General features: G+C 69.3%; 19 protein-coding genes. 14 read left to right on the top strand and 5 right to left on the bottom strand.

Going from position 1 to position 21,529, the window contains the following annotated elements; genetic code table 11:
* The first annotated feature begins 34 nt into the window (after positions 1-34).
* Genes gcl through BM004_RS22990 form a run of 3 tightly spaced genes read left to right on the top strand, consistent with a single transcriptional unit; the run spans position 35 to position 3,563 of the window.
* Positions 35-1,828, top strand: coding sequence for a glyoxylate carboligase (gene gcl, locus BM004_RS23000; RefSeq protein ID WP_093217089.1), 1,794 nt, complete (start codon positions 35-37; stop codon positions 1,826-1,828).
* A gap of 17 nt (positions 1,829-1,845) precedes the next feature.
* On the top strand, positions 1,846-2,631 hold the full coding sequence (gene hyi / locus BM004_RS22995; protein ID WP_093217086.1) for a hydroxypyruvate isomerase: 786 nt from the start codon (positions 1,846-1,848) through the stop codon (positions 2,629-2,631).
* A gap of 23 nt (positions 2,632-2,654) precedes the next feature.
* The gene (locus BM004_RS22990) at positions 2,655-3,563 is read left to right on the top strand and encodes a 2-hydroxy-3-oxopropionate reductase (protein WP_093130133.1); all 909 of its coding nucleotides are present in this window, start codon (positions 2,655-2,657) and stop codon (positions 3,561-3,563) included.
* Between the two features lie 12 nt (positions 3,564-3,575).
* On the opposite strand, the gene BM004_RS22985 is transcribed toward BM004_RS22990, so the two are convergent.
* Positions 3,576-4,913 carry an NAD(P)/FAD-dependent oxidoreductase gene (locus BM004_RS22985; RefSeq protein ID WP_093130334.1) on the bottom strand — a complete coding sequence of 446 codons (1,338 nt, stop codon included), beginning with the start codon at positions 4,911-4,913 and terminating at the stop codon, positions 3,576-3,578.
* A 217-nt stretch (positions 4,914-5,130) separates the two neighbouring features.
* Between BM004_RS22985 and BM004_RS22980 the strand changes: the two genes are divergently transcribed.
* Complete coding sequence (locus BM004_RS22980) at positions 5,131-7,431, top strand: NADP-dependent malic enzyme (protein WP_093217084.1); 2,301 nt, start codon at positions 5,131-5,133, stop codon at positions 7,429-7,431.
* A gap of 120 nt (positions 7,432-7,551) precedes the next feature.
* On the opposite strand, the gene BM004_RS22975 is transcribed toward BM004_RS22980, so the two are convergent.
* Together BM004_RS22975 and BM004_RS22970 are read right to left on the bottom strand one after the other, a co-directional pair.
* On the bottom strand, positions 7,552-8,616 hold the full coding sequence (locus BM004_RS22975; RefSeq protein ID WP_093217081.1) for an S-methyl thiohydantoin desulfurase domain-containing protein: 1,065 nt from the start codon (positions 8,614-8,616) through the stop codon (positions 7,552-7,554).
* A gap of 47 nt (positions 8,617-8,663) precedes the next feature.
* A complete protein-coding gene (locus BM004_RS22970) occupies positions 8,664-10,307 on the bottom strand; it encodes an OPT/YSL family transporter (RefSeq protein ID WP_256220002.1) in 1,644 nt (547 codons plus the stop codon).
* A 556-nt stretch (positions 10,308-10,863) separates the two neighbouring features.
* On the opposite strand from BM004_RS22970, the gene BM004_RS42510 reads away from it, so the two are divergent.
* Complete coding sequence (locus BM004_RS42510; protein ID WP_371270310.1) at positions 10,864-10,992, top strand: RcnB family protein; 129 nt, start codon at positions 10,864-10,866, stop codon at positions 10,990-10,992.
* Between the two features lie 169 nt (positions 10,993-11,161).
* On the opposite strand, the gene BM004_RS22960 is transcribed toward BM004_RS42510, so the two are convergent.
* Positions 11,162-11,923, bottom strand: a complete 762-nt coding sequence (locus BM004_RS22960; RefSeq protein WP_093217404.1) for an IclR family transcriptional regulator — start codon at positions 11,921-11,923, stop codon at positions 11,162-11,164.
* 186 nt (positions 11,924-12,109) lie between these two features.
* Here BM004_RS22960 and BM004_RS22955 point away from each other — a divergent pair, with 186 nt between their 5' ends.
* The 9 genes from BM004_RS22955 to BM004_RS22915 all read left to right on the top strand — a co-directional run bounded on the left by BM004_RS22955 (position 12,110) and on the right by BM004_RS22915 (position 20,522).
* Complete coding sequence (locus tag BM004_RS22955) at positions 12,110-13,096, top strand: Bug family tripartite tricarboxylate transporter substrate binding protein (protein ID WP_093217079.1); 987 nt, start codon at positions 12,110-12,112, stop codon at positions 13,094-13,096.
* Between the two features lie 6 nt (positions 13,097-13,102).
* Entirely contained in the window at positions 13,103-13,996 is an 894-nt protein-coding gene (locus BM004_RS22950; RefSeq protein WP_093217076.1) for an amidohydrolase family protein, read from the top strand.
* The gene (locus BM004_RS22945; RefSeq protein ID WP_093217073.1) at positions 13,993-14,979 is read left to right on the top strand and encodes a Bug family tripartite tricarboxylate transporter substrate binding protein; all 987 of its coding nucleotides are present in this window, start codon (positions 13,993-13,995) and stop codon (positions 14,977-14,979) included. The genes BM004_RS22950 and BM004_RS22945 overlap by 4 nt, the downstream gene beginning before the upstream one ends.
* 76 nt (positions 14,980-15,055) lie before the next feature.
* Positions 15,056-15,745, top strand: coding sequence for an RraA family protein (locus BM004_RS22940; RefSeq protein ID WP_093217071.1), 690 nt, complete (start codon positions 15,056-15,058; stop codon positions 15,743-15,745).
* Positions 15,742-16,668 (top strand): NAD(P)-dependent oxidoreductase, encoded by a 927-nt coding sequence (locus BM004_RS22935; RefSeq protein WP_093217068.1) that lies wholly within the window; start codon positions 15,742-15,744, stop codon positions 16,666-16,668. Before BM004_RS22940 ends, BM004_RS22935 begins: the two co-directional genes overlap by 4 nt.
* Positions 16,669-16,710: 42 nt before the next feature.
* Positions 16,711-17,694, top strand: coding sequence for a Bug family tripartite tricarboxylate transporter substrate binding protein (locus BM004_RS22930; RefSeq protein ID WP_093217066.1), 984 nt, complete (start codon positions 16,711-16,713; stop codon positions 17,692-17,694).
* A gap of 14 nt (positions 17,695-17,708) precedes the next feature.
* Positions 17,709-18,689: a tripartite tricarboxylate transporter substrate binding protein gene (locus tag BM004_RS22925; protein ID WP_093217063.1), complete on the top strand. Its 981-nt coding sequence runs from the start codon at positions 17,709-17,711 to the stop codon at positions 18,687-18,689.
* Between the two features lie 8 nt (positions 18,690-18,697).
* Positions 18,698-19,597, top strand: coding sequence for an amidohydrolase family protein (locus BM004_RS22920; protein WP_093217061.1), 900 nt, complete (start codon positions 18,698-18,700; stop codon positions 19,595-19,597).
* A 1-nt stretch (position 19,598) separates the two neighbouring features.
* Positions 19,599-20,522 (top strand): SMP-30/gluconolactonase/LRE family protein, encoded by a 924-nt coding sequence (locus tag BM004_RS22915; RefSeq protein ID WP_093217058.1) that lies wholly within the window; start codon positions 19,599-19,601, stop codon positions 20,520-20,522.
* A 45-nt stretch (positions 20,523-20,567) separates the two neighbouring features.
* Here BM004_RS22915 and BM004_RS22910 read toward each other — a convergent pair whose 3' ends face one another.
* Positions 20,568-21,527 (bottom strand): 2-hydroxyacid dehydrogenase, encoded by a 960-nt coding sequence (locus BM004_RS22910; RefSeq protein WP_093217056.1) that lies wholly within the window; start codon positions 21,525-21,527, stop codon positions 20,568-20,570.
* Between the last annotated feature and the right edge of the window lie 2 nt (positions 21,528-21,529).

The following is a 21,529-nucleotide window of genomic DNA, read 5'->3' as shown; positions in this document are numbered from 1 at the left end:
TTCCTACAGTGGGACCACCTCAAGGAGACATTCAATGGCAAAGATGACAGCGATCCAGGCCGCGGTGCTGGTGATGGAAAAAGAAGGCGTGACGCAGGCCTTCGGCGTGCCGGGCGCGGCGATCAACCCGCTGTATTCCGCGCTGCGCCAGCGCGGCAGCATCGCGCACATCCTGGCGCGCCACGTCGAGGGCGCCTCGCACATGGCCGAGGGCTACACCCGTGCCGTGGCCGGCAACATCGGCGTGTGCATCGGCACCTCGGGCCCGGCGGGCACCGACATGATCACGGGCCTGTACTCGGCCTGGGCCGACTCCATTCCCATCCTGTGCATCACCGGCCAGGCGCCGCGCGCGCGGCTGTACAAGGAAGACTTCCAGGCGGTGGACATCGAGTCGATCTCCAAGCCCGTCACCAAGTGGTCGGTCACGGTGCGCGAGCCCGGCCAGGTGCCGCAGGTGTTCCAGCAGGCCTTTCACCTGATGCGCTCGGGCCGCCCCGGCCCGGTGCTGGTCGACCTGCCCTTCGACGTGCAGATGGCGCAGATCGAGTTCGACATCGACAGCTACGAGCCGCTCGTGCCCTACAAGCCGGCCGCCACGCGCGCCCAGGCCGAGAAGGCCATCGCCATGCTCAACGCGGCCGAGCGGCCGCTGATCGTGGCCGGCGGCGGCGTCATCAACGCCGATGCGGCCGACCTGCTGGTGCGCTTTGCCGAAGCCACCGGCGTGCCGGTGATTCCCACGCTGATGGCCTGGGGCGCCATTGCCGACGACCACCCGCTCATGGCCGGCATGTGCGGCCTGCAGACCAGTCACCGCTACGGCAACGCGACCATGCTGGCGAGCGACTTCGTGCTGGGCATCGGCAACCGCTGGGCCAACCGCCACACGGGTTCGGTCGAGGTCTACACCAAGGGCCGCACCTTCGTGCACGTGGACATCGAGCCCACGCAGATCGGCCGCGTGTTCACGCCCGACTTCGGCATCGTGTCGGACGCCAAGGCCGCGCTGCAGCTGTTCGTCGAAGTGGCCGAGGAGATGAAGGCCGCGGGCAAGCTGCCCAGCCGCGCGCAGTGGGCCGGCGAATGCCGCGACCGCAAGAAGACCATGCTGCGCAAGACCAACTTCGCCGACGTGCCGATGAAGCCGCAGCGCGTGTACCAGTGCATGAACAACCACCTGGACCGCGACACCTGCTACGTGAGCACCATCGGCCTGTCGCAGATCGCGGCGGCGCAGTTCCTGCACGTGTACAACCCGCGCCACTGGATCAACTGCGGCCAGGCCGGCCCGCTGGGCTGGACCATTCCCGCCGCGCTGGGCGTGCGCGCGGCCGACCCCACGCGCAAGATCGTCGCGCTCTCGGGCGACTACGACTTCCAGTTCATGATCGAAGAGCTGGCCGTGGGCGCACAGTTCAAGCTGCCGTACCTGCACATCGTGGTCAACAACTCCTACCTCGGGCTGATCCGCCAGGCGCAGCGCGGCTTCGAGATGGACTACTGCGTGCAGCTCGCGTTCGACAACATCAACGCGGCGCCCGACGCGGGCATCGAGAGCAGCTACGGCGTGGACCACATGAAGGTGGTCGAGGGCCTGGGCTGCAAGGCGATCCGCGTGCGCAAGCAGGAAGAGATGGCACCCGCCATTGCGCGTGCCGAAGCGCTGATGGCCGAGTTCCAGGTGCCGGTGGTGATCGAGGTGATGCTGGAGCGCGTGACCAACATCGCGATGGGCACCGAGATCGACGCCATCAACGAATTCGAGCCGCTGGCCGAGAGCGCCGCCGACGCGCCCACCGCGCTGGCCGTGGCGATGCTCGACTGAGACCCCGAAGGAAACACATGCCCAAGTTCGCAGCCAACCTCACGATGCTCTTCACCGAGCTGCCCTTCATGCAACGCTTCGAAGCCGCCGCCAAGGCGGGCTTCAAGGGCGTGGAGTACCTGTTCCCCTACGCCTTCGAGAAGAAGGAGCTGGCCGCCGCCCTGCGCGCCAACGGCCTGCAGCAGGTGCTGCACAACCTGCCCGCCGGCGACTGGGACAAGGGCGAGCGCGGCATCGCCTGCCACCCCGAGCGCACGGGCGAGTTCGCCGAAGGCATCGGCATGGCGATCGACTACGCCACGGCGCTGGGCTGTCCGCAGGTCAACTGCCTGATCGGCAAGGTGCCCGAAGGCGCCGATGCGCAGGCGGTGAAGCGCACCGTGACGGGCAACCTGCGCCTGGCCGCGCGCGAGCTCGAGGCGGCGGGCCTGCGCCTGCTGATCGAGCCCATCAACACCTTCGACATTCCGGGCTTCTTTCTCACGCGCACCGACCAGGCGCTGGCACTGATCGACGAGGTGGGCTCGCCCAACCTGCGCGTGCAGTACGACATCTACCACGCGCAACGCATGGAAGGCGAGCTGGGCAACACGCTCGGCAAGCACCTGCCGCGCATCGGCCACATCCAGCTGGCCGACAACCCGGGCCGCGGCGAGCCGGGCACGGGCGAGATCAATTACCCCTGGCTGTTCCAGCACATCGATGCGCTGGGCTACGACGGCTGGATCGGCTGCGAATACAAGCCCCGCGCCACCACGGTGGAAGGCCTCGGCTGGCGCGAAGCCCTCACGCAAAAGCAATGAACGTTGAACAAGGACACAGAGACATGGCAACCCAGCAAAAAATCGGATTCATCGGCCTCGGCATCATGGGCGCGCCCATGGCGGGCCACCTGCTCGACGCGGGCCACCAGCTGTTCGTGAACACGCACGGCAACACGCCCGAGCCCTTCGTGTCGAAGGCCACCATCTGCGCCTCGGCGGCCGAGGTGACACGGCAGGCCGACATCGTCTTCATCATGGTGCCCGACACGCCCGACGTCGAGAAAGTGCTGTTCGGCGCGCCCGGCTCCGAAGGCGTGGCCGCCGGCCTGAAGGGCTCCAGCGGCAAGGTGGTGGTCGACTGCAGCTCGATCGACCCGATTGCCACGAAGGACTTCGCGCGCCGCATCACCGCGCTGGGCGCCGGCTACATCGACGCGCCGGTCTCCGGCGGCGAGGTGGGCGCCAAGGCCGCGAGCCTCACGATCATGTGCGGCGGCGACGAAGGCACCTTCGAGCGCGTGAAGCCGCTGCTCGACAGGATGGGCAAGAACGTGACGCTGGTGGGCGGCGCGGGCGACGGCCAGGTCTGCAAGGTGGCCAACCAGATCATCGTGGCGCTGAACATCGCGGCGGTGAGCGAGGCGCTGGTGTTCGCCTCCAAGGCCGGCGCCGACCCGGCCAAGGTGCGCCAGGCGCTGATGGGCGGCTTCGCGAGCTCGCGCATCCTCGAGGTGCACGGCGAACGCATGATCAAGCGCACCTTCGCGCCGGGCTTTCGCATCTCGCTGCACCAGAAGGACCTGAACCTGGCGATGCAGAGCGCGCGCACGCTGGGCGTGGCGCTGCCGCAGACGGCCAACGCGGCGCAGCTGATGAACGCCTGCGCGGCGCTGGGCTACGGCCAGCTGGACCACTCGGCGCTGGTCAAGGCGCTCGAAGCGCTGGCCCAGCACACGGTCAGCCCGGACTGACCCCCAGGCCGTTCAGGTCTTCGCCGCCGCCTCGAGGGATTCCTTGAGGTTGCGGCGGCGCCATGCCCAGGTCTTCACGGCCTGCGGCAGGATGCCCAGGCAGGAGACGTAGTACGTCACCTTGAAGCCCCAGAAGCGCGGCGCGATGGGCGTGTCGCGGAACAGGTCGCCGGCCAGGATGGACAGCAGCGCCTCCTGCATGCGCCAGACGTTGCGCGGCGCCATGAACAGGCGGCGAATGGCCGGCGAGGTGATGCGGTAGATGAACCACGAGAACATCTTCGGCCCGTGCTTCATCACCTTCTCGTAGTGGCGGAAGGCCTTCTCGGCCTCCTTCATGTCGCCCTTGAGCCAGTGGTCGGCCGCGGTGGCGGCCTCGAAGCCGCTGTTCATCGCCAGGTACACGCCCGAGGAGAACATCGGGTCGACGAAGGCGTAGGCGTCGCCGACCATCATGAAACGGTCGCCGCGGCAGAACGCGGAGTCGTAGGCGTAGTTGCCGGTGGAGGTGGCGCCTTCCATCAGCGTGGCGTTCTTCAGGCGCGCGGCCAGCTTGGGCGCCAGCGCGATGGTCTCCATCAGGAACTCTTCGAGCGAGCCCTTGCGGTTCTTGAAGTAGGCCGGCGAGGCCACCGCGCCGACGCTCACGGTGCCGTCTTTCAGCGGGATGTACCAGAACCAGCCATGGTCGAACCAGAACAGCGAAATGTTGCCCTCGAAGCGGCCCGGACGGCGCTCGGCATTCTCGAAATGGCCGAACAGCGCCGCGCTGGCGTGCTTGCGGTTGCGGCGCTTGGCGTCGAACTGGTTCGACAGCAGCGTGTCGCGCCCGCTGGCGTCGATCACGAAGCGCGGGCGCCAGGTGGTCTCGGTGCCGTCGTCGGCCTTCACCTTGAGCAGCGGGCGCTTGTCGGCGCTCTTGTCGGCGTCCATGTCCACGCCCGTGACGCGCTGCCCCTCGAAGGTGCGCGCGCCGCGCTTGCCGGCGTGGCGGAACAGCAGCTCGTCGAACTCCGAGCGGCGCACGTGCACCGCGTACGGAAAGCTCTTGTCCATGGCCTCGCCGAAGTCGAAGTGGCTGGTGTGGTCGTGCCAGGGCGAGACGAACTCCGCGCCGTGCTTCTTGATGCCGATGGCCTCGACCTCGCTGCGCACGCCCAGGCGGTCGAACAGCGGCATGTTCATCGGCAGCAGCGACTCGCCGATGTGAAAGCGCGGATGCTGCGCCTTCTCGATCAGCACCACGTCGTGCCCCTTGTCCGCCAGCAGCGCGGCCACCGTGGAGCCCGAAGGGCCTCCGCCGATGACCACGACGTCGGGGTCGGTGGTGGTGAAAGGTCCGTGACTCATGCCGCTCATGCGCTGCCCCTCCGCTGTCGTTCTGTGATGTGGTTGACGTGTGGCTTTGTTAACCTTGTTTGACTATGGTTAACAGCCGCGGAGTTTAGCGAACCGGCGCCCTGCCCCACCAAAGTGATGAGGTCAGGCGTTTTCGGCATTTCCCCTGCGAGAACAACCCGCGCTTTTGCGGTAGCCTCGTTGCCCGTCTGGAAAAAAGGAGACTTTCATGGCTGCACCCCTTTCCCCCGCAGAAGAAGCACTTCGCGAGGCAGCGCGCGAATACCACCGCTCGCCCGTCAAGGGCAAGATCTCGGTCACCCCGACCAAGCCCCTGCTGAACCAGCGCGACCTGTCGCTGGCCTATTCGCCGGGCGTGGCCTATCCCTGCCTGGACATCGAGGCCGACCCGTCGCTGGCCAACGAATACACGGCGCGCGGCAACCTGGTGGGTGTCATCACCAACGGCACGGCCGTGCTGGGCCTGGGCAACATCGGCCCGTTGGCCGCCAAGCCGGTGATGGAAGGCAAGGGCTGCCTGTTCAAGAAATTCGCCGGCATCGATGTGTTCGACATCGAGCTGGCCGAGAACGACCCCGACAAGCTGGTCGACATCATCGCGGCGCTGGAGCCCACGCTGGGCGGCATCAACCTGGAAGACATCAAGGCGCCCGAGTGCTTCTACATCGAGAAGAAGCTGCGCGAGCGCATGAACATCCCGGTGTTCCATGACGACCAGCACGGCACGGCCATCATCTCGGCCGCCGCGCTGCTCAACGGCCTGGAGCTGGTGGGCAAGAGGATCGAGGACGTGAAGATCGCCGTGTCGGGCGCCGGCGCCGCCGCCATCGCCTGCCTGGACGTGATGGTCGGCCTGGGCGCCAAGCCCGCCAACATCTACGCCTGCGACTCCAAGGGCCTGATCTACATGGGCCGCGCAGGCGGTTTCGACGAGTCCAAGGCCCGCTACGCCCAGAAAGACACCGGCGCCCGCACCCTGGCCGACGTGGTGAAGGACGCCGATGTGTTCCTGGGCTGCTCGGCCCCCGGCGTGATGTCGGCCGAAATGGTCAAGACCATGGGCACGCAGCCCATCATCCTGGCGCTGGCCAACCCCGAGCCCGAGATCCGCCCCGAGCTCGCCAAGGCCGTGCGGCCCGACTGCATCATCGCCACGGGCCGTTCGGACTACCCGAACCAGGTCAACAACGTGCTGTGCTTCCCGTACATCTTCCGCGGCGCGCTCGATTGCGGCGCCACCAAGATCACGGAAGAGATGAAGCTGGCCTGCGTGCGCGAGATCGCCGACCTGACCAAGGCCGACATCAGCGAAGAGGTGGCCACCGCCTACGCCGGCCAGGAACTGGCCTTCGGCGCCGACTACATCATTCCGAAGCCCTTCGACTCGCGCCTGATCCTGCGCATCGCGCCGGCCGTGGCCGCCGCCGCGGCGGCCTCCGGCGTGGCAATGCGCCCCATCGAGGACATGGAGGCCTACCGCCAGCACCTGACACGCTTCGTCTACCAGACCGGCATGTTCATGCGCCCGGTGTTCAGCGCCGCCAAGATCGCCACCGCCAAGCGCGTGGCCTACGCGGAAGGCGAAGACGAGCGCGTGCTGCGCGCGGCCCAGTGGGCGGTCGACGAAGGCCTGGCCCGCCCGATCCTGGTGGGCCGCCCCGCCGTGATCGAGGCGCGCATCCAGAAAGCCGGCCTGCACATCCGCACGGGCACCGACTTCGAGATCGTCAACCCCGAGGACGATCCGCGCTTTCGCACCTACTGGGAGAGCTTCCACAAGATCATGGGCCGCCGCGGCGTGACGCCGGAAGCCGCCAAGACCATGGTGCGCCGCTCGAACACCACCATTGCCGCGCTGATGCTGCAACTGGGCGACGCCGACGCCATGATCTGCGGCCTGGTCGGGCGCTTCGACGTGCACCTGGAGCACATCCGCAACCTGATCGGCCTGAAGCGCGGCGCGCCGGGCTTTGCCACGCTGAACGCGCTCACGCTGGACAAGCGCACCGTCTTCATCACCGACACCAACGTGAACGAAGACCCGAGCGCCGAGCTGCTGGCCAGCATCGCCGTCATGGCCGCCGAGGAAGTGCGCCGCTTCGGCCTGCCGCCGAAGGTGGCCTTCCTGTCGCACTCGAACTACGGCACCTCCAGCCGCGGCTCGGCGCGCAAGATGCGCCTGGCGCGCGACCTGTTCGCGCAGATGGCACCCGACATCGAATGCGACGGCGAGATGCACGGCGACGCGGCCCTGTCGGAAGAAATCCGCCGCACCGCCCTGCCCGAGACCACGCTCAGCGGCGAAGCCAACCTGCTGGTGTGCCCGAACCTGGATTCGGCGCACATCCTCTACAACGTGCTGAAGATGACCGGCGCCAACGGCATCACGGTCGGCCCGGTGCTGCTGGGCGCCGCGAGCTCCGCGCACGTGCTGACGCCGTCGTCGACGGTGCGGCGCATCATCAACATGACGGCGCTGGCCGTGGCGAAGGTCACGGTCGACAAGTAAGCCGGCGCGGCTTGCTCGGGCGTGGAACGGTGACCGGGCGGCCACCTTCCACGCCGGCACATTGCCGTGGCCGTGCCCGTGGCCGTGCCCGTGCGGTTGCGCCTTGGGGCGCGGCGCCCGTCAGGCCAGTGCTTCCTCGGCGGGCGCGAAGGCCTCGCCGAGCGACTTTTCCAGCGGCCGGTACAGCTCGGGCATGAACATGGTGCGCGACAGCAGCAGCCGCGCGCGCGGCGCCACCAGCACGCGCAGCCGCGCGCCCTGGCGCACATGGGCCGACACCACCGGCTTGCCGTCGTCCGAGAAGGTCATCACCAGGTCGGGGAAGCGCGCGATGCGTTTTCCTTGCTGCGCCAGCAGCATGTACTCGTTGATGAAGCGCAGCGTGGTGCGCGCCGGGTCGTCGAGCTCGACGATGCCCACGTCCAGCCCTTCCTGCTGCTCGCAGCGGTAGGTGCGCACGGTGCCCTCGGCCACGATGCGGCCGTCCAGCGATCGGGCCACGGCATCGACACCACCGTCCAGGTAGGTCTGGCCCAGCGCAATGGCGTGGCTGATGGCGCCCGGCGCGCCGTGCTGGCGCGCATAGCCCACGTCCACCGGGTTGCGCGCCACGGCCACGAGGCCGCCCGCCTCCACCGAGGCGCGGCGCACCACGGCCGAGGTCTGCTCCAGCCGGCCCGACACCACGCCTTCGACATAGCGGTGCGGCTCGCCGCCCGAATAGGCCTGCACCGAGAGGTAGTCGGGCTCGGTGTGCAGGCCCAGCGCACCCATCACGCTCGAGGGGTGGGCGCGGCCGTTGCAGGCCAGGTCGATCACTGGCAGGCCGCTCATGGCGGCGTGGAACCAGCCGTTGACCGTGGTCTCGGCGCCGTTCTCGTTGGCATGCAGGCCGACCAGCTTGCGGCCCGCGGGCAGCTCGCGGCGCAGCAGCTCCAGCGTGCGCAGCAGGTGCGCGGGCTGCACATGCGGATCGGGCGCGGCCGGCGCGCCGACCAGTGCCATGGTGGCGGTGAGCGCCGCGGGGTCGAACTCGTCGACGCTCCACAGCTGCGGCGTGCCGACCTGCAGCGCGAGCCGCGCCGCGCGCTCGCCGGACTCGATGAGCCCACCGCCACCGCCGCCCAGGATGGCGCCGCCCCAGATGGCCGCGCGCACGTCGTCGCTTGTCAGATTGCGTTTCATGGATTCGTTGTTCCTGTGTGATGAAGGGAAAGAGGACGGCGGCGCGCCTACTTGCGCAGGCTCTTCACGACGCCCGAGAAGAAGCTGTAGAGCGCGTCGCCGGCGATCACGCCGCCCGCGAACACCTCGAGCTTTTCGCGCGCGCCGGCGCCGAGCACGGCGTGAACGGCGAGCCGGCAGCCGATGCCGGCCGCGACCATCCAGCCCGCCATGGGGCTGGCGATGAGCAGGCCGGTGGCGAACAGCACGCCCAGCTGCTGGCGCGCGCCGCCCACGATCTGCAGCAGCGCGCCGGGCACGGCCCACAGCGCGAGGTTGCGCGCGGTGTCGCCCGAGATGCCGGCCTTGATGGCGGCCACGTAGGCCGCGTTGATGGGCGCCGTCTGGTGGTTGGCGAAGAACATCCTGTAGGTGCAGGCCACCACGACGATGGCCACGGCGAAGCCCACCATGCCGGCGATCATCTGTTCGCGCCGGCCTTCGGTCTCGAAGGGCGTGCCCGATGCCTCGCCGCGCAGCAGGTGCCCGGCCTTCAGGTCGTAGCCCATGTCGGCGAAGGCCGGGCCGGTGGCCGCCGAGAAGCCCGCGAGCACCACCAGCGCCTCGGGCGGAAAGCCGATGAGGATGCCGATCAGCAGCGAGATCAGCGCCACCGCGAACGCCGGGAACCAGCCCGAGTGCATGGCCGCGATGCCCACGATGAGCTCATGCACGAAGGCCGCGAAGGTGCCGTAGATGACGAAGCACACCAGCATGCCCGGCGACATGCCCGTGTACACGCCCGTGCCCACGGCCAGCAGCACCATGATGGCGAGGTAGCCGACGCTGCCCAGGCGCAGCGAGCGGCCCAGCGCGGTGGCGCCGCGTGCTTCCCGCGAGGCCGCTGCGCCCGTGCCGGGCGCGGTGCCGCGTTTCTTCAGCACCACGCGCCCCACCTGCACCAGCGCCACGATGCCCGCGCCGATCATCATGCCGTGCGGCACGTAGAGCGCGCCGATGTCCAGCCCGAACAGCGGCGCCGAATACCCGCGCACCAGCAGCCCCACGCCGAACGCGACCATCGCGCCCAGCCCGCCGATCATCGCCACGCCGAAGGCCGACATCGGCAGCTTGAGCACCGCCCCCGCCACGCCCGTGGCCAGCCCGCCCAGCAGCAGCCACGCCTGCTTGCCGCCGCCGTCGCCCGCCTTGATGGCCTCGGCCGCCGCGATGCCCAGCGGCCACGGGTTGCTGGCCGGGAAGGCGGGCGTGTCGAACATGCGGTAGAGCAGCCACGCGTCGAGCAGCATCGCCAGGCTCACGCCGATGAGCATCGGCACCACCATGTCGGGCAGGCCGAACAGGAACGGGATGCCGATCGGCAGGAACAGGCTGTTGGCCGCGCCGAAGGTGGCCGACGAAATGCTCGTCTGCGCCAGGTTCTGTGCATGCACCGAGCGGAAGCCCCGGAACATGGCCAGCGGCACGCGCGCCAGCGTCATTGCCGCGAGCGCGCCGATCAGCGAGGTGCTCGGCGTGATGCCCAGGCTCGCGAGCATCTGGATGCCGACGATGGCGCCGAACACGCTCAGCACCACCGTGAGGATCAGGTTGGCGGGGGCGAGCGCCTTCGGATGCAGCTCCGAAGGCAAGGGGGCGGCACGGTCGTCTTGCAGCGGCGTGGCCGCCGTCGCCTCGTGGGTCATGGTCATTCCTTGTAGTTCCATTTTATGGAACTAAGTCCAATAAAACTGAACCAATGATAGGACCGCGCCTTGCGCTGTCAAGGCTGAAAGCCCTTGCCAAAAAGAGAGGGCCGGCGGCAACCCGGCGTCCAGGCCGCCACGCGCGCCGGCAATGACGGGCAGGTCTTGCGCTCTCGCGCGCGCCTTCATGCCCGGTGAGGGAAACCCGATTCCCGAGCCGGCTGCCGCGCACACGTGGGCGGCGGCCCCGCGCCACATGGCCGCACCACCGTGGGTCCTCATCCAGGCAGAAGGGCACTCGAATGAACAACAGCAAATCCAGAGCCATGACGCTCGCAACCGCCGCGTTGGCCCTGTGCATGGCGGGCAGCGCCTTCGCGCAGGATCGCCGCGGCGACGACCACGACCAGCGCGGCCCCGGCCAGCGGCAGGAGCAGCAGCACAACGACCGCTCGGACTTCCGTGACGGCCGCCAGGCGGACCGTCGAGGCACGCCCAGCCGCATGCGCAGTGGCGTCGCGGCGGCCGTGTTCCGGCCGAGTACCGGGGCCGCAACCACGTCGTGGACGACTGGCGCGGCCATCGCCTGCAACAGCCGCCGCGCGGCTACCCATGGGTGGGTGTGGGAGGCGGCTTCGTGCTGGCCGCCATCGCCACCGGCGTGATCGCGCAGATCATTGCCGCCCAGTAAGCGGATCGTTACCCCCACCACTGCAACGGCCGCAACGGCTGCAACGTGGCCGTTGCAGTGGCGCCTGCGATGCCGGCTCAGCCCTTCGCCCGGCTCTCCTCATCGAACCGCGTGACGCGCGCGACGACCTGGCCGGACCTCCCCACGGATCTCTGGGATCTCTGGGGTCTCAGGGATGCCAGGTCGAAACGACAGCGGGTGTCTGCGCCGTCGGCCGGCCGGCCAATGCGTAGGAGAGTTCGTTCGCGGCCTTCATGATCGTCTTCGCCAGTCCCAGCAACTTGGACTTGGGCAAGCGGTCCGCGGGGCCGGAGATGCACACCGACCCCAGCAGCACCCAGCGCAGTCCGAAGACCGGCGCCGACACGGTCGCCACGTTCTTCTCGCGCTCGCCGATGGAGAAGTGGTAGCCCTTCTTGCGGATGTCCTCGTAGAGCTTGCCCGGTTCGCCGGAGAACGCGAGGATCACGCGGCCCGGCGAGCCCAGCTCCAGCGGCAGCATGGCGCCCATGCGCGCATGGTGGCGGATGGGCTGCGGCCCTTCCACGCGCGCGAGGCAGGTGCGCGAGTTGCCTTCGCGCACATAGAACGCGGCGCTCTCGCCCGTGGCCTGCGACAACGCAAGCAACATGGGCTCGACCACGTTGTTGGCATCGAAGCTGGCCTGGTAGCGCGCACCCAGCCAGCCCGCAGCCGGGCCCAGGCGCCATTCGCCGTCGTCGCGCTGCACCACGTAGCCGGACAGCGCGAGCGTGCGCAGCAACCTCAGCGTGGTCGTCTTGTGCATCTGGCTGCGGCGCGTGAGCTCCGCCAGCGACACGCTTTCGTCCTGCATGCCGAAGGCGTCCAGCAACTGCAGGGCACGCGTGACCGCGGTGACGCCACCGGTCGATTCCGCATCGGCCTCGCGCGGTTGCTCGATGACCTCCATGACCTTGGTGACCTTCTTGCTCACCTTGGCGGTGGTCTCTTTCGCGTTCGGATGCTTGTTTCGCACAGCGGTCCATGGTTCGTTCAGTGGACCACCATTGTATGAGGTGAAACGCAAATCTACAGTTCCGGCATGCCTGCGAGCACCGCCTTGCAGGCACCGAATCATCGAACTGGAGACAAACCCATGCGTACCTCGAGCCCCGGCTCCCTCCCTCGTCGCGCGGCCCTCGGCCTGGCGCTCGTGCTTGCCTGCGGCGTGTCGCTGGCGCAAGGCTATCCCTCGCGCCCGATCCGCCTGGTCGTGCCGTTCCCACCGGGCGGCGGCACCGACATCCTCGCCCGCGAAGTCGCGAACAAGGTCGCCACCTCCGAGGGCTGGACCATCGTGATCGACAACAAGCCGGGCTCCGGCGGGAACATCGGCGTCGACGTGGCGGCCAAGGCCAGCCCCGACGGCTACACGCTCGTGCTCGGGCAGACCAGCAACCTCGCGATCAACCCGACGCTGTATTCAAAGCTGCCCTACGACCCCGTCAAGGACCTGAGCGCGGTGGGCCTCGTGGCTTCGGCCCCGCTGGTGCTGGTGGTGGCGTCCACCTCGCCGTACAAGAAACTCGCCGACGTGGTGGCGGCAGCCAAGGCCAAGCCCACGGTGCTCAACTACGCGAGCTCGGGCAACGGCACCGTGGCCCACCTTGCCACGGAGCAGTTCCAGAAGGCCGCGGGCGTGCAGTTCACGCACGTGCCGTACAAGGGCGCGTCGCAGGGCCTCACCGACCTGGTGGGCGGCCAGATCCAGATGTACATGTCGTCGGTGCCCACGCTGATCGCGCAGATCAAGAGCGGCCAGTTGCGCGCGTTGGCCGTGACCTCCCTGCAGCGCAACAAGGACCTGCCCGACGTGCCGACCATGGCGGAGTCGGGCTACAAGGAGTTCGAGGCCATCACGTGGTTCGGCCTGGCCGGACCGGCGGGCATGCCCAAGGACCTGGTGTCGAAACTGAACACCGCCTTCGACAAGGCGCTCGCCACGGTCGACGTGCAGAAGAAGTTCGCGGCGCAAGGCGCCGAGGTGATGACCGGCTCGCCCGAGAAGTTCGCCACGCTCATCCGCACCGACGGCGTTCGCTGGGGCGCCATCGTCAAGGCCTCCGGCGTCAAGCTCGACTGAGCCGGCATGCACGCGCTTGCGCCTTTCTCGGCAGGGCATGGACGCACGAGCGTCGCGGTACCGCGCGACGCCTGCGATTGCCATGTGCACCTGTACGACGCCACCTACCCCGCCGCGGCAGGAGCGGTGCTGCGGCCACCGGACGCGAGCGCCGCGGACTACCGCCTGCTGCAGCAGCGCACGGGAACGCAGCGCGCGGTGTTCGTCACGCCGTCGACCTACGGCAGCGACAACCGCGCATTGCTTGCCGCCCTCGCGGCCTTCGGCCCCGCGGCGCGCGGCGTGGCCGTTGTCGAAGAAGGAGTGAGCGACGCGGAGCTGCGCGCGCTGCACGCATGCGGTGTGCGCGGCATCCGCCTCAACCTGTCGCTCGGAACCGTGAACACGGCCGCGCAGATCCTGCCGCTCGCGCGGCGCGTTGCGCCGCTGGGCTGGCACCTGCAACTGCTGGCGCCGGTCGAGTTGCTGACAAGCCTCGAGACCGTGCTGGGCGACCTGCCGGTGCCCGTGGTCTTCGATCACTTCGCCCGGCTCGCGCCATCGATGACGGGGCGCCATCCAGCGCATGCGCTGGTCGTGCGCCTGCTCCAGGCGGGCCGCGCGTGGGTCAAGCTTTCCGGCGGCTACATCGTCAGCGAAGAAGGCGCGCCGCACCACGCCGACCTGGCCGCGCTCGCCCACAGCTTCCTGGACGCCGCGCCGCAACGCGTGCTCTGGGGCAGCGACTGGCCCCATGCATCCGCCTCGGCTGGACACCAGCCGATGCCCGACGACGCACGGCAGATGACGCTGCTCGCCGGGTGGGCGCGCGACGAGGCGGCACTGCAACGCGTCCTCGTCGACAACCCGGCCGAGCTCTACGGCTTCGGCCCCTCGCACACGTCCCTGGAGACTCCATGATTCGAATCCACAGGCGCTGCTTCGGCGCGCTGGGCCTGGCCGTGCTCGCGGCCTCCTCCATGCCCGCCCTGGCGCAGGCCCCATGGCCCGGCGACAAGCCCGTCACCTGGGTGGTGCCCTACCCGCCCGGCGGCACCACGGACATCCTCGGCCGCGCCATCGCACTGCGGCTGGCGACGTCGCTCGGTGCAACCGTGATCGTGGACAACAAGTCCGGCGCCACCGGCACCATCGGCTCGGCCTTCGTGGCGCGGGCCGCACCCGACGGCCACACCTTGCTGGGCACGTCCATCGGCCCGCAGGCCATCGTTCCCAGCCTGCTGCCGAAGATGCCGTACGACCCTGTGAAGGCCTTCGCGCCGGTGTCGCTCATCGGCACCATTCCGCATGTGCTGATCGTCGGCGCGGAGCAGCCGTTCAAGACAGTCGCCGCGCTGGTCGCGCAGGCCAAGGCCCACCCCGGGGAGATTTCATTCGCCTCGGGCGGCAACGGCACGGTGCTGCAGATGCAGGGCGAGCTGCTGCGGCTGCAGACGGGCGCGCGGATGACGCATGTGCCGTACAAGGGCGACACCCCTGCCATCCAGGACGTGCTGGCGGGCCATGCCACCTTCATGTTCGCGCCGGTGGCCGCGGCACTGCCGCAGATCCAGAGCGGGCGGGTGCGCGCGCTGGCAGTCACGTCGGCCTCGCGACTCAAGGCGCTGCCCGACGTGCCGACCATGGCGCAGGCCGGCTACACGAACTTCGTGGTCGAGCAATGGCAGGCGGTCTACGCGCCGGCCGGCACGCCCGTGCCCGTCGTGCAGCGCCTGCACGACGACATCGTGCGCCACCTCGAGGACCCTGAGCTCGTGGCCATGGCCGACAAGCTCGGGGTGACGCTGGTGGGCAGCACGCCGCAACAGCTCGCCGACACGCAAAAGGCCGACCTGGCCAAGTGGGCCAAGGTCATCAAGGACGCCGGCGTGAAACCGGATTGAGCCGGATTGACCCGGATCGAGCCGCCCCTCCCCTCATTCGTTTTTTCGTTCTCCCCACATCCCTGAAAGCACTCCCATGACATCGACCCTTCCCGACATCATTCGCGACTTCGAACGCGTTCCCGCCAGCATCGTGGCCCGCGCCGCCGAGTTCCAGCCCGCCATCCTGGCCGACGTGGCCGGGCGGCGCGGCGCACTGGACGGGCGCATCAAGGCCCTGCGTCCGCGCATGAAGCTCGCCGGCACGGCGCTCACCGTGGAGGTGCGCCCGGGCGACAACCTCATGATCCATGCCGCCATCGCCATGGCCAGGCCGGGCGACGTGCTCGTGATCGACGGCAAGGGCGACCAGAGCGCGGCCCTCATGGGCACCATCATGATGACCGCCTGCCAGAAGCTCGGCATTGCCGGCGTCGTGATGGACGGCGCGTGCCGCGACAGCCTGGAGATCGACGAGATGGACTTCCCCGTGTTCTCGGTCGGCACCAACCCCAACGGCCCGACCAAGAACATCGGCGGGCGCATCGGGCATCCGGTGTCGATCGGCGGCGTGACCGTGCGCCCGGGCGACTTCGTGATCGGCGACGGCGACGGCGTGGTGGTGGTCGAACGCGAAAAGATCGAGGCGCTGCTGCCGCTCGCCGCGAAGAAGGTGGCCGACGAGGCCGCGCGCATCGCCGCCATCAAGGAAGGCGACACCGCGGCGAAGTGGCTCACCGCGGCCCTGCGCAACGCCGGCGTGCTGAAGGAAGGCGAAACGCTGTGAGCGCCATCCTCGTCACAGGCGCCGACCTGGCGCCACAGGCACTCGCGCTGCTCGAAGGCCACGAGGTGGTCTATGCGGGCAAGTCGCCGACCGAAGACGACCTCGTTGCGCTGTGCCGCGCGCACGACCCGGTGGCCATCATCGTGCGCTACGGCAAGGTCGGCGCCGCGGTGATGGACGCGGCGCCCTCGCTGCAGGTGATCTCCAAGCACGGCAGCGGCACCGACACCATCGACAAGGTGGCGGCGCGGTCGCGCGGCATCGAAGTCGTCGCGGCCGTGGGCGCCAATGCCGCGGCCGTCGCCGAGCAGGCGCTGGCGTTGCTGCTCGGCTGCGCCAAGTCGGTGGTGGCGCTGGACGCGCGCATGCATGCCGGCCACTGGGACAAGGCGACACACAAGAGCCTGGAGCTCGGCGGCCGCACCATCGGCCTCATCGGGCTGGGCGCCATCGGGCTGCGCTTCGCGCGCATGGCCGACGCACTGGGCATGCGCGTGCTGGGTTTCGACCCGTTCGCGAAAAACCTGCCGCCCTATGTGCAGGCGGCCGACCTGGCCACGGTCTGGGCCGAGTCCGATGCCATCTCGCTGCACTGCCCGCTGACGGACGAGAACCGGGGCCTGCTGAACGCCTCGACGCTGGCCCGCTGCAAGCGCGGCGTCATCATCGTGAACACGGCGCGCGGCGGCCTGATCGACGAAGCCGCGCTGCTGGACGCCCTGCACACGGGCCAGGTGGCGATGGCGGGGCTGGACAGCTTCGCGGTCGAACCCATGGCGCCGGCCCACCCGTTCCAGGGCGAGAAGAATCTCGTGCTGAGCCCGCACATCGGCGGCGTGACCGGCGATGCCTACGTCAACATGGGCGTCGGCGCGGCGAAGAATCTGCTCGGCGTGCTCGCCAGCCGCACGGCGGCGGCCTGAAGCAGGCAGTGCGACAGTGACGAGATACCAAGGAGACAAAGAATGAAATACATCCGCTGCACCGCAGCCGCCATCCCGCTATTTGCGTTGTTTGCGCTGTCGGCCCTGCCCGCGGCGCATGCGCAGACCTGGCCCGCCAAGCCGGTGCGCCTGCTCGTGGGTTTTTCCGCCGGCGGTCCGACCGATGTCGTGGCGCGCGCCTTCGCCGACCACGCATCGCGCGCGCTGGGCCAGCCCTTCATCGTGGACAACAAGCCCGGCGCCAACACGATCCTCGCGGCCGAAGCGGCCGCATCGGCACCGGCCGACGGCTACACGCTGCTGCTCGGCGCGACGAACCACACGATGATTCCCGCGCTCTACAGCGCACGGGTCAAGTTCGATGCCGTGCGCTCCTTCGCCCCGGTGTGTTCCCTGGCCGTGAGCCCCACGGTGCTGGTGGTCGGCCCGTCCATGCCCGTCGGATCGTTCGAGGCGTTCCTGCAGGCGGTCAAGGCCGAGCCGGGCAAGCGCACCTACGCCACGCCGGGTTCGGGCAGCTCCGGCCATTTCGCAAGCGCGCATTTCACGCGGATGACGGGCACGTCGATGAACCACATCCCCTACAAGGGCGCGGCGCAGGCGATCACCGACCTGATCGGCGGGCAGGTCGACAGTTCCTTCGCCACGCTGGGGTCGGTGCTGGCGCAGGTGAAGTCCGGCAAGTTGACGGCGCTGGCCGTGGCCGCCCCCCAGCGCTCGGCGCTGCTGCCGAACGTGCCGACCTTCGACGAGGTCGGCGTGAAGGGCTACACGGCCGATGCGTGGTACGGGCTGCTGGCCCCCGCCAACACGCCGCCGCAGATCCTGGCCACGTTGCGCCGCGTCGCCACCGAGTTCTCGCAAGCGCCCGGCACGCAGGAGAAACTGCGCGCGATGGGCCTGGAGCCGCAGAACAAATGCGCCGATGCCTTCGGCGCGCAACTGGCGGGCGAGGTCAAGCTCTACGGCGAGCTGGCGAAAACGCTCGACCTCAAGACCGAATGAGAACGGCAGGAACCATGATCCGACGCTTCAAACACATCTTCGCCGCGTGCCTGTTCGCCGCGGCCGCTGCATCCGCTGCACCCGCGGCATCCGCCAGCGCGGCATTCCCCGAGCGCCCCATCACGCTCGTCGTGCCTTACGCACCCGGCGGCTCGGCCGATGCGCTCGCGCGCGTGCTGGCCGTGCGCATCGGCGCCAGGCTGGGCACCAGCGTGATCGTCGACAACAAGCCCGGCGCCAGCGGCACCATCGGCGCGGGCTTCGTGGCCAAGGCCACGCCCGACGGCTACACCGTGCTCTACGACGCAACGCCGTACTCGATCAACCCGCATCTGTTTCCCCGCCTGCCCTACACCGCGAAGGCCTTGCAGCCGCTGACCCTGGTGTCGCTGGCGCCGAACATCGTGATCGTCGGCGAAGCGTCGCCGTTCCGGACGATCAAGGACCTCGTCGACAAGGCCAAGGCGCAGCCCGGCAAGCTCAACTTCGCATCGGGCGGCAGCGGCACCGTGCAGCGGCTTGCGGCGGAACTGCTGCGCCAGCGCCTCGGGCTGGAGATGGTGCACGTCGGCTACAAGAGTGGCGGCCCCGCGATCGTCGACGTGATGGGCGGACAGGTCGACTTCATGTTCAGCACCATCGCCGCGTCGTCGCCGCTGGTGGCTTCGGGCAAGCTCAGGGCGCTGGCCATTTCGTCGCCGAAGCGTTCGGCACGCCTGCCCGATGTGCCGACCGTCGGCGAAACCGTGGTGCCGGGCTACGAGGCCTACGAATGGAACGGCATCTTCGTGCCGGCCGGCACGCCGCCCGCCGTCGCCGAGAAGCTCCAGCAGACGATCGTCGACGTGCTGGGCGAAGACGACACGCGCAAGCGCTTCGTGGACGTGGGCGTGCAGCCGGTGGGCTCGACGCCCGCCGAGTTCACCGTCTTCCTGAAGAAGGAAGACGAGAAGTGGGCCGAGGTGATCCGCAAGGGCCACATCAAGCTCGACTGAAGGCGGCGATGAATTCCGGACCTGATGCAACGGTGCCCCATTCCGTCGGCACAAACCGGCCCGCGCAGGCGCTGCCGCGCGATGCCTGCGACAGCCACATGCACATCTTCGATCCGCGCTTCGCGCCGTCGCGGCACTGGAAGCGCCAGCCGCCGCGCGCGGAGGTGGGCGACTACCGCAGGCTGCAGCAGCGGCTCGGCACGTCGCGCACGGTGGTGGTCAACCCTTCGACGTACGGCACCGACAACGCCTGCCTGCTCGACGCGCTCGCGCAGTTCGGCCAGAGCGCGCGCGGCGTGGCCGTGGCCGCGCATGACGTGGCCGATGCCGAGCTCGACCGGCTCGCCGCCCGGCGCGTGTGCGGCCTGCGCATCAACTTCGTGACGCCGCAGTCGTGGGGCGCCACCACCGCGGACATGCTCACGACGCTCGCGCGCAAGGCCCAGAGGCTGGGCTGGCATGTGCAGGTGTTCCTGAACGCCGATCAGCTGGTCGAACTCGCGCCGGTGCTGGCGCAGTTGCCCGTGCCGCTGGTCATCGATCACATGGCGCTCATCGACCCGGCCGGCGGCGTGCAGAGCGACGCGTTCGGCGCCGCACGCCGCTTGCTCGACGCGGGCCGCACGTGGATGAAGTTGTCGGGCGTCTACATGCGCTCGCGCGACGGCGAGCCTTGCTACGCCGATGCCTTCGCCATGGGCCGCGCGCTGGTCGAAGCCGCGCCGCAGCGGCTCGTGTGGGGCAGCGACTGGCCGCACACCACGCAGCCTCCGGACACGGTCAACGACGCCAGCCTGGCGGACGTGCTCGCGGCATGGTGCGGCAACACCGCCGTGCGCGACCGCATCCTTGTGGCGAACCCGGCGCGGCTGTATGGTTTCGAAGCCACTGATCCCCGAGGAGACTGAGTTGTTCCTGCTGCAAGCCCCCCAGGTGCTCGAACTCGAGACCTTCACCACGATGCCCGATCGCTTCCGGCGGCGCGAGCCCTCGGCGTGGGCCAGCGCCAACCGCGGCGGCCAGCCGACCGACTCCTTCCTCGAAGGCCCGGTGTTCGACGGCGACGGCAACCTGTATGTGTCGGACATTCCCTTCGGCCGCATCTTTCGCATCGACGCCGCCGGCGAATGGACACTGGTGGCCGAGTACGACGGCGAGCCGAACGGAATGAAGTTCGCCGACGACCACACGCTGCTGGTGACCGACTACAGGAACGGCTTGGTGCGCGTGGACATCCGCACGGGCCGCGCCACGCCGCACCTCCAACGGCGAAACACCGAGAGTTTCAAGGGCGTGAACGACCTCGTGCTCGATGCGCGCGGCAACATCTATTTCACCGACCAGGGGCAGAGCGGGCTGCACGACCCTTCGGGCCGGCTCTACCGGCTGCGCCCCGACGGCCAGCTCGACCTGCTGCTGTCCAACGTGCCGAGCCCGAACGGGGTGGCCCTGTCGCCGGACGGCAAGGTGCTGTATCTCGCCGTGACGCGCGGCAATTGCATCTGGCGCGTGCCGCTGCTGGCGGACGGCAGCGTGGCCAAGGTGGGCCAGTTCTTCACGTCCTACGGCCCGAGCGGCCCCGACGGGCTGGCGGTCGACACGCAGGGAAGATTGCTGGTGGCCAATCCGGGGCTGGGCCATGTGTGGGTGCTCAACGCGCGCGCCGAACCGGTGATGGTCCTGCGCGGTCCGGCCGGCGCTTCGACGACGAACCTGGCCTTCGGCGGTGCGGACCGCTCGACGGTGTTCGTCACCGACTCCACGCATGGAACCGTGCTGAAGACGGCGCTGGACGTGCCCGGCGTCGCTCTGCATCGCCTGCCAGGCGCCTAGGCGCGCCCGCCCGTCGGGCGTGCAGGCGGCCCCGCCTCGGCGCGCTCAAGCCGCCGCGCTGACCATCGGCTTGCCGGCCAGTGCGGCCGCGAGGTTGTCTTCCACGCGCTGGGCCATGGCGGCACGCGTCTCGTGCGTGTTGCTCGCCAGGTGCGGCAACAGCACCACGTTGTCGAGCGCGAACAGCGCCTCGGGCACGTGCGGCTCGTTGTCGAACACGTCGAGCCCGGCGCCCGCGATGCGCCGGTGCTGCAACGCGTCGACCAGCGCGGCCTCGTCGACCACGCTGCCGCGCGAGATGTTGACGAGGTAGCCCTCGGGCCCGAGCGCATCGAGGATCTCGCGCGACACCAGCCCGCGCGTTTCGGCGCCACCGGCGCTCGCGATCACCAGGAAGTCGGCCCACGCCGCCAGGCCCTGGAGCGTGGGCTCGTAGCCGCAGTCGACGTCGGTGAGCGCGCGGCGGTTGTGATAGCGCACGCTCATGTCGAAGCCCGACGCGCGCCTGGCAATGACGCGCCCGATGCGCCCCATGCCGAGGATGCCGAGCTTCTTGCCCGACACCTTCGTGGCCAGCGGGAACTGGCCCTGGCGCCAGTCGCCGCGGCGCACGAAGCGGTCGGACGCGCTGATGCGGCGCGCCACGTCCATCACCAGCGCGAAGGCGGTGTCGGCCACGCAGTCGTTCAGCACGTCGGGCGTGTAGCCGACGGCAATGCCGCGCGCGCGGGCGGCGTCGAGGTCGATGGTGTCGAGCCCCACGCCGAAGCTGGAGATGACCGTGAGCGCCGGCAACGCCGCGATGAGCGCCGCGTCGGCGCCGAAACGCGCCGAGGTGACGAGCGCCGTGAACTCGCCGCCGTGCGCGGCCAGGAAGGCCTGGGGGTCGGCCTCGTTCCACAGCGGATGCACGTCGTAGGTTTCGCCCAGCCGGGCTTCGAGCGCCGGCAGCAGCCGGCCGTGTTGAAGAACGCGGGTCCTGGACTTGTTCGCAGCGAGGGGCATGG

The sequence above is a fragment of the Variovorax sp. OK212 genome (assembly GCF_900112425.1).
Lineage (GTDB): Bacteria > Pseudomonadota > Gammaproteobacteria > Burkholderiales > Burkholderiaceae_C > Variovorax.
The sequence above is the reverse complement of the archived record's forward strand: the minus strand, read 5'-3'. Positions and strand labels throughout refer to the sequence as shown.

Bases quoted from the DNA above. Each gene is read 5' to 3' on its own strand.
- gcl (WP_093217089.1), top strand. From the start codon at position 35: ATGGCAAAGATGACAGCGATCCAGGCCGCGGTGCTGGTGATGGAAAAA.
- hyi (WP_093217086.1), top strand. From the start codon at position 1,846: ATGCCCAAGTTCGCAGCCAACCTCACGATGCTCTTCACCGAGCTGCCC.
- BM004_RS22990 (WP_093130133.1), top strand. From the start codon at position 2,655: ATGGCAACCCAGCAAAAAATCGGATTCATCGGCCTCGGCATCATGGGC.
- BM004_RS22985 (WP_093130334.1), bottom strand. From the start codon at position 4,913: ATGAGTCACGGACCTTTCACCACCACCGACCCCGACGTCGTGGTCATC.
- BM004_RS22980 (WP_093217084.1), top strand. From the start codon at position 5,131: ATGGCTGCACCCCTTTCCCCCGCAGAAGAAGCACTTCGCGAGGCAGCG.
- BM004_RS22975 (WP_093217081.1), bottom strand. From the start codon at position 8,616: ATGAAACGCAATCTGACAAGCGACGACGTGCGCGCGGCCATCTGGGGC.
- BM004_RS22970 (WP_256220002.1), bottom strand. From the start codon at position 10,307: ATGACCATGACCCACGAGGCGACGGCGGCCACGCCGCTGCAAGACGAC.
- BM004_RS22960 (WP_093217404.1), bottom strand. From the start codon at position 11,923: ATGGAGGTCATCGAGCAACCGCGCGAGGCCGATGCGGAATCGACCGGT.
- BM004_RS22955 (WP_093217079.1), top strand. From the start codon at position 12,110: ATGCGTACCTCGAGCCCCGGCTCCCTCCCTCGTCGCGCGGCCCTCGGC.
- BM004_RS22950 (WP_093217076.1), top strand. From the start codon at position 13,103: ATGCACGCGCTTGCGCCTTTCTCGGCAGGGCATGGACGCACGAGCGTC.
- BM004_RS22945 (WP_093217073.1), top strand. From the start codon at position 13,993: ATGATTCGAATCCACAGGCGCTGCTTCGGCGCGCTGGGCCTGGCCGTG.
- BM004_RS22940 (WP_093217071.1), top strand. From the start codon at position 15,056: ATGACATCGACCCTTCCCGACATCATTCGCGACTTCGAACGCGTTCCC.
- BM004_RS22930 (WP_093217066.1), top strand. From the start codon at position 16,711: ATGAAATACATCCGCTGCACCGCAGCCGCCATCCCGCTATTTGCGTTG.
- BM004_RS22925 (WP_093217063.1), top strand. From the start codon at position 17,709: ATGATCCGACGCTTCAAACACATCTTCGCCGCGTGCCTGTTCGCCGCG.
- BM004_RS22920 (WP_093217061.1), top strand. From the start codon at position 18,698: ATGAATTCCGGACCTGATGCAACGGTGCCCCATTCCGTCGGCACAAAC.
- BM004_RS22910 (WP_093217056.1), bottom strand. From the start codon at position 21,527: ATGCCCCTCGCTGCGAACAAGTCCAGGACCCGCGTTCTTCAACACGGC.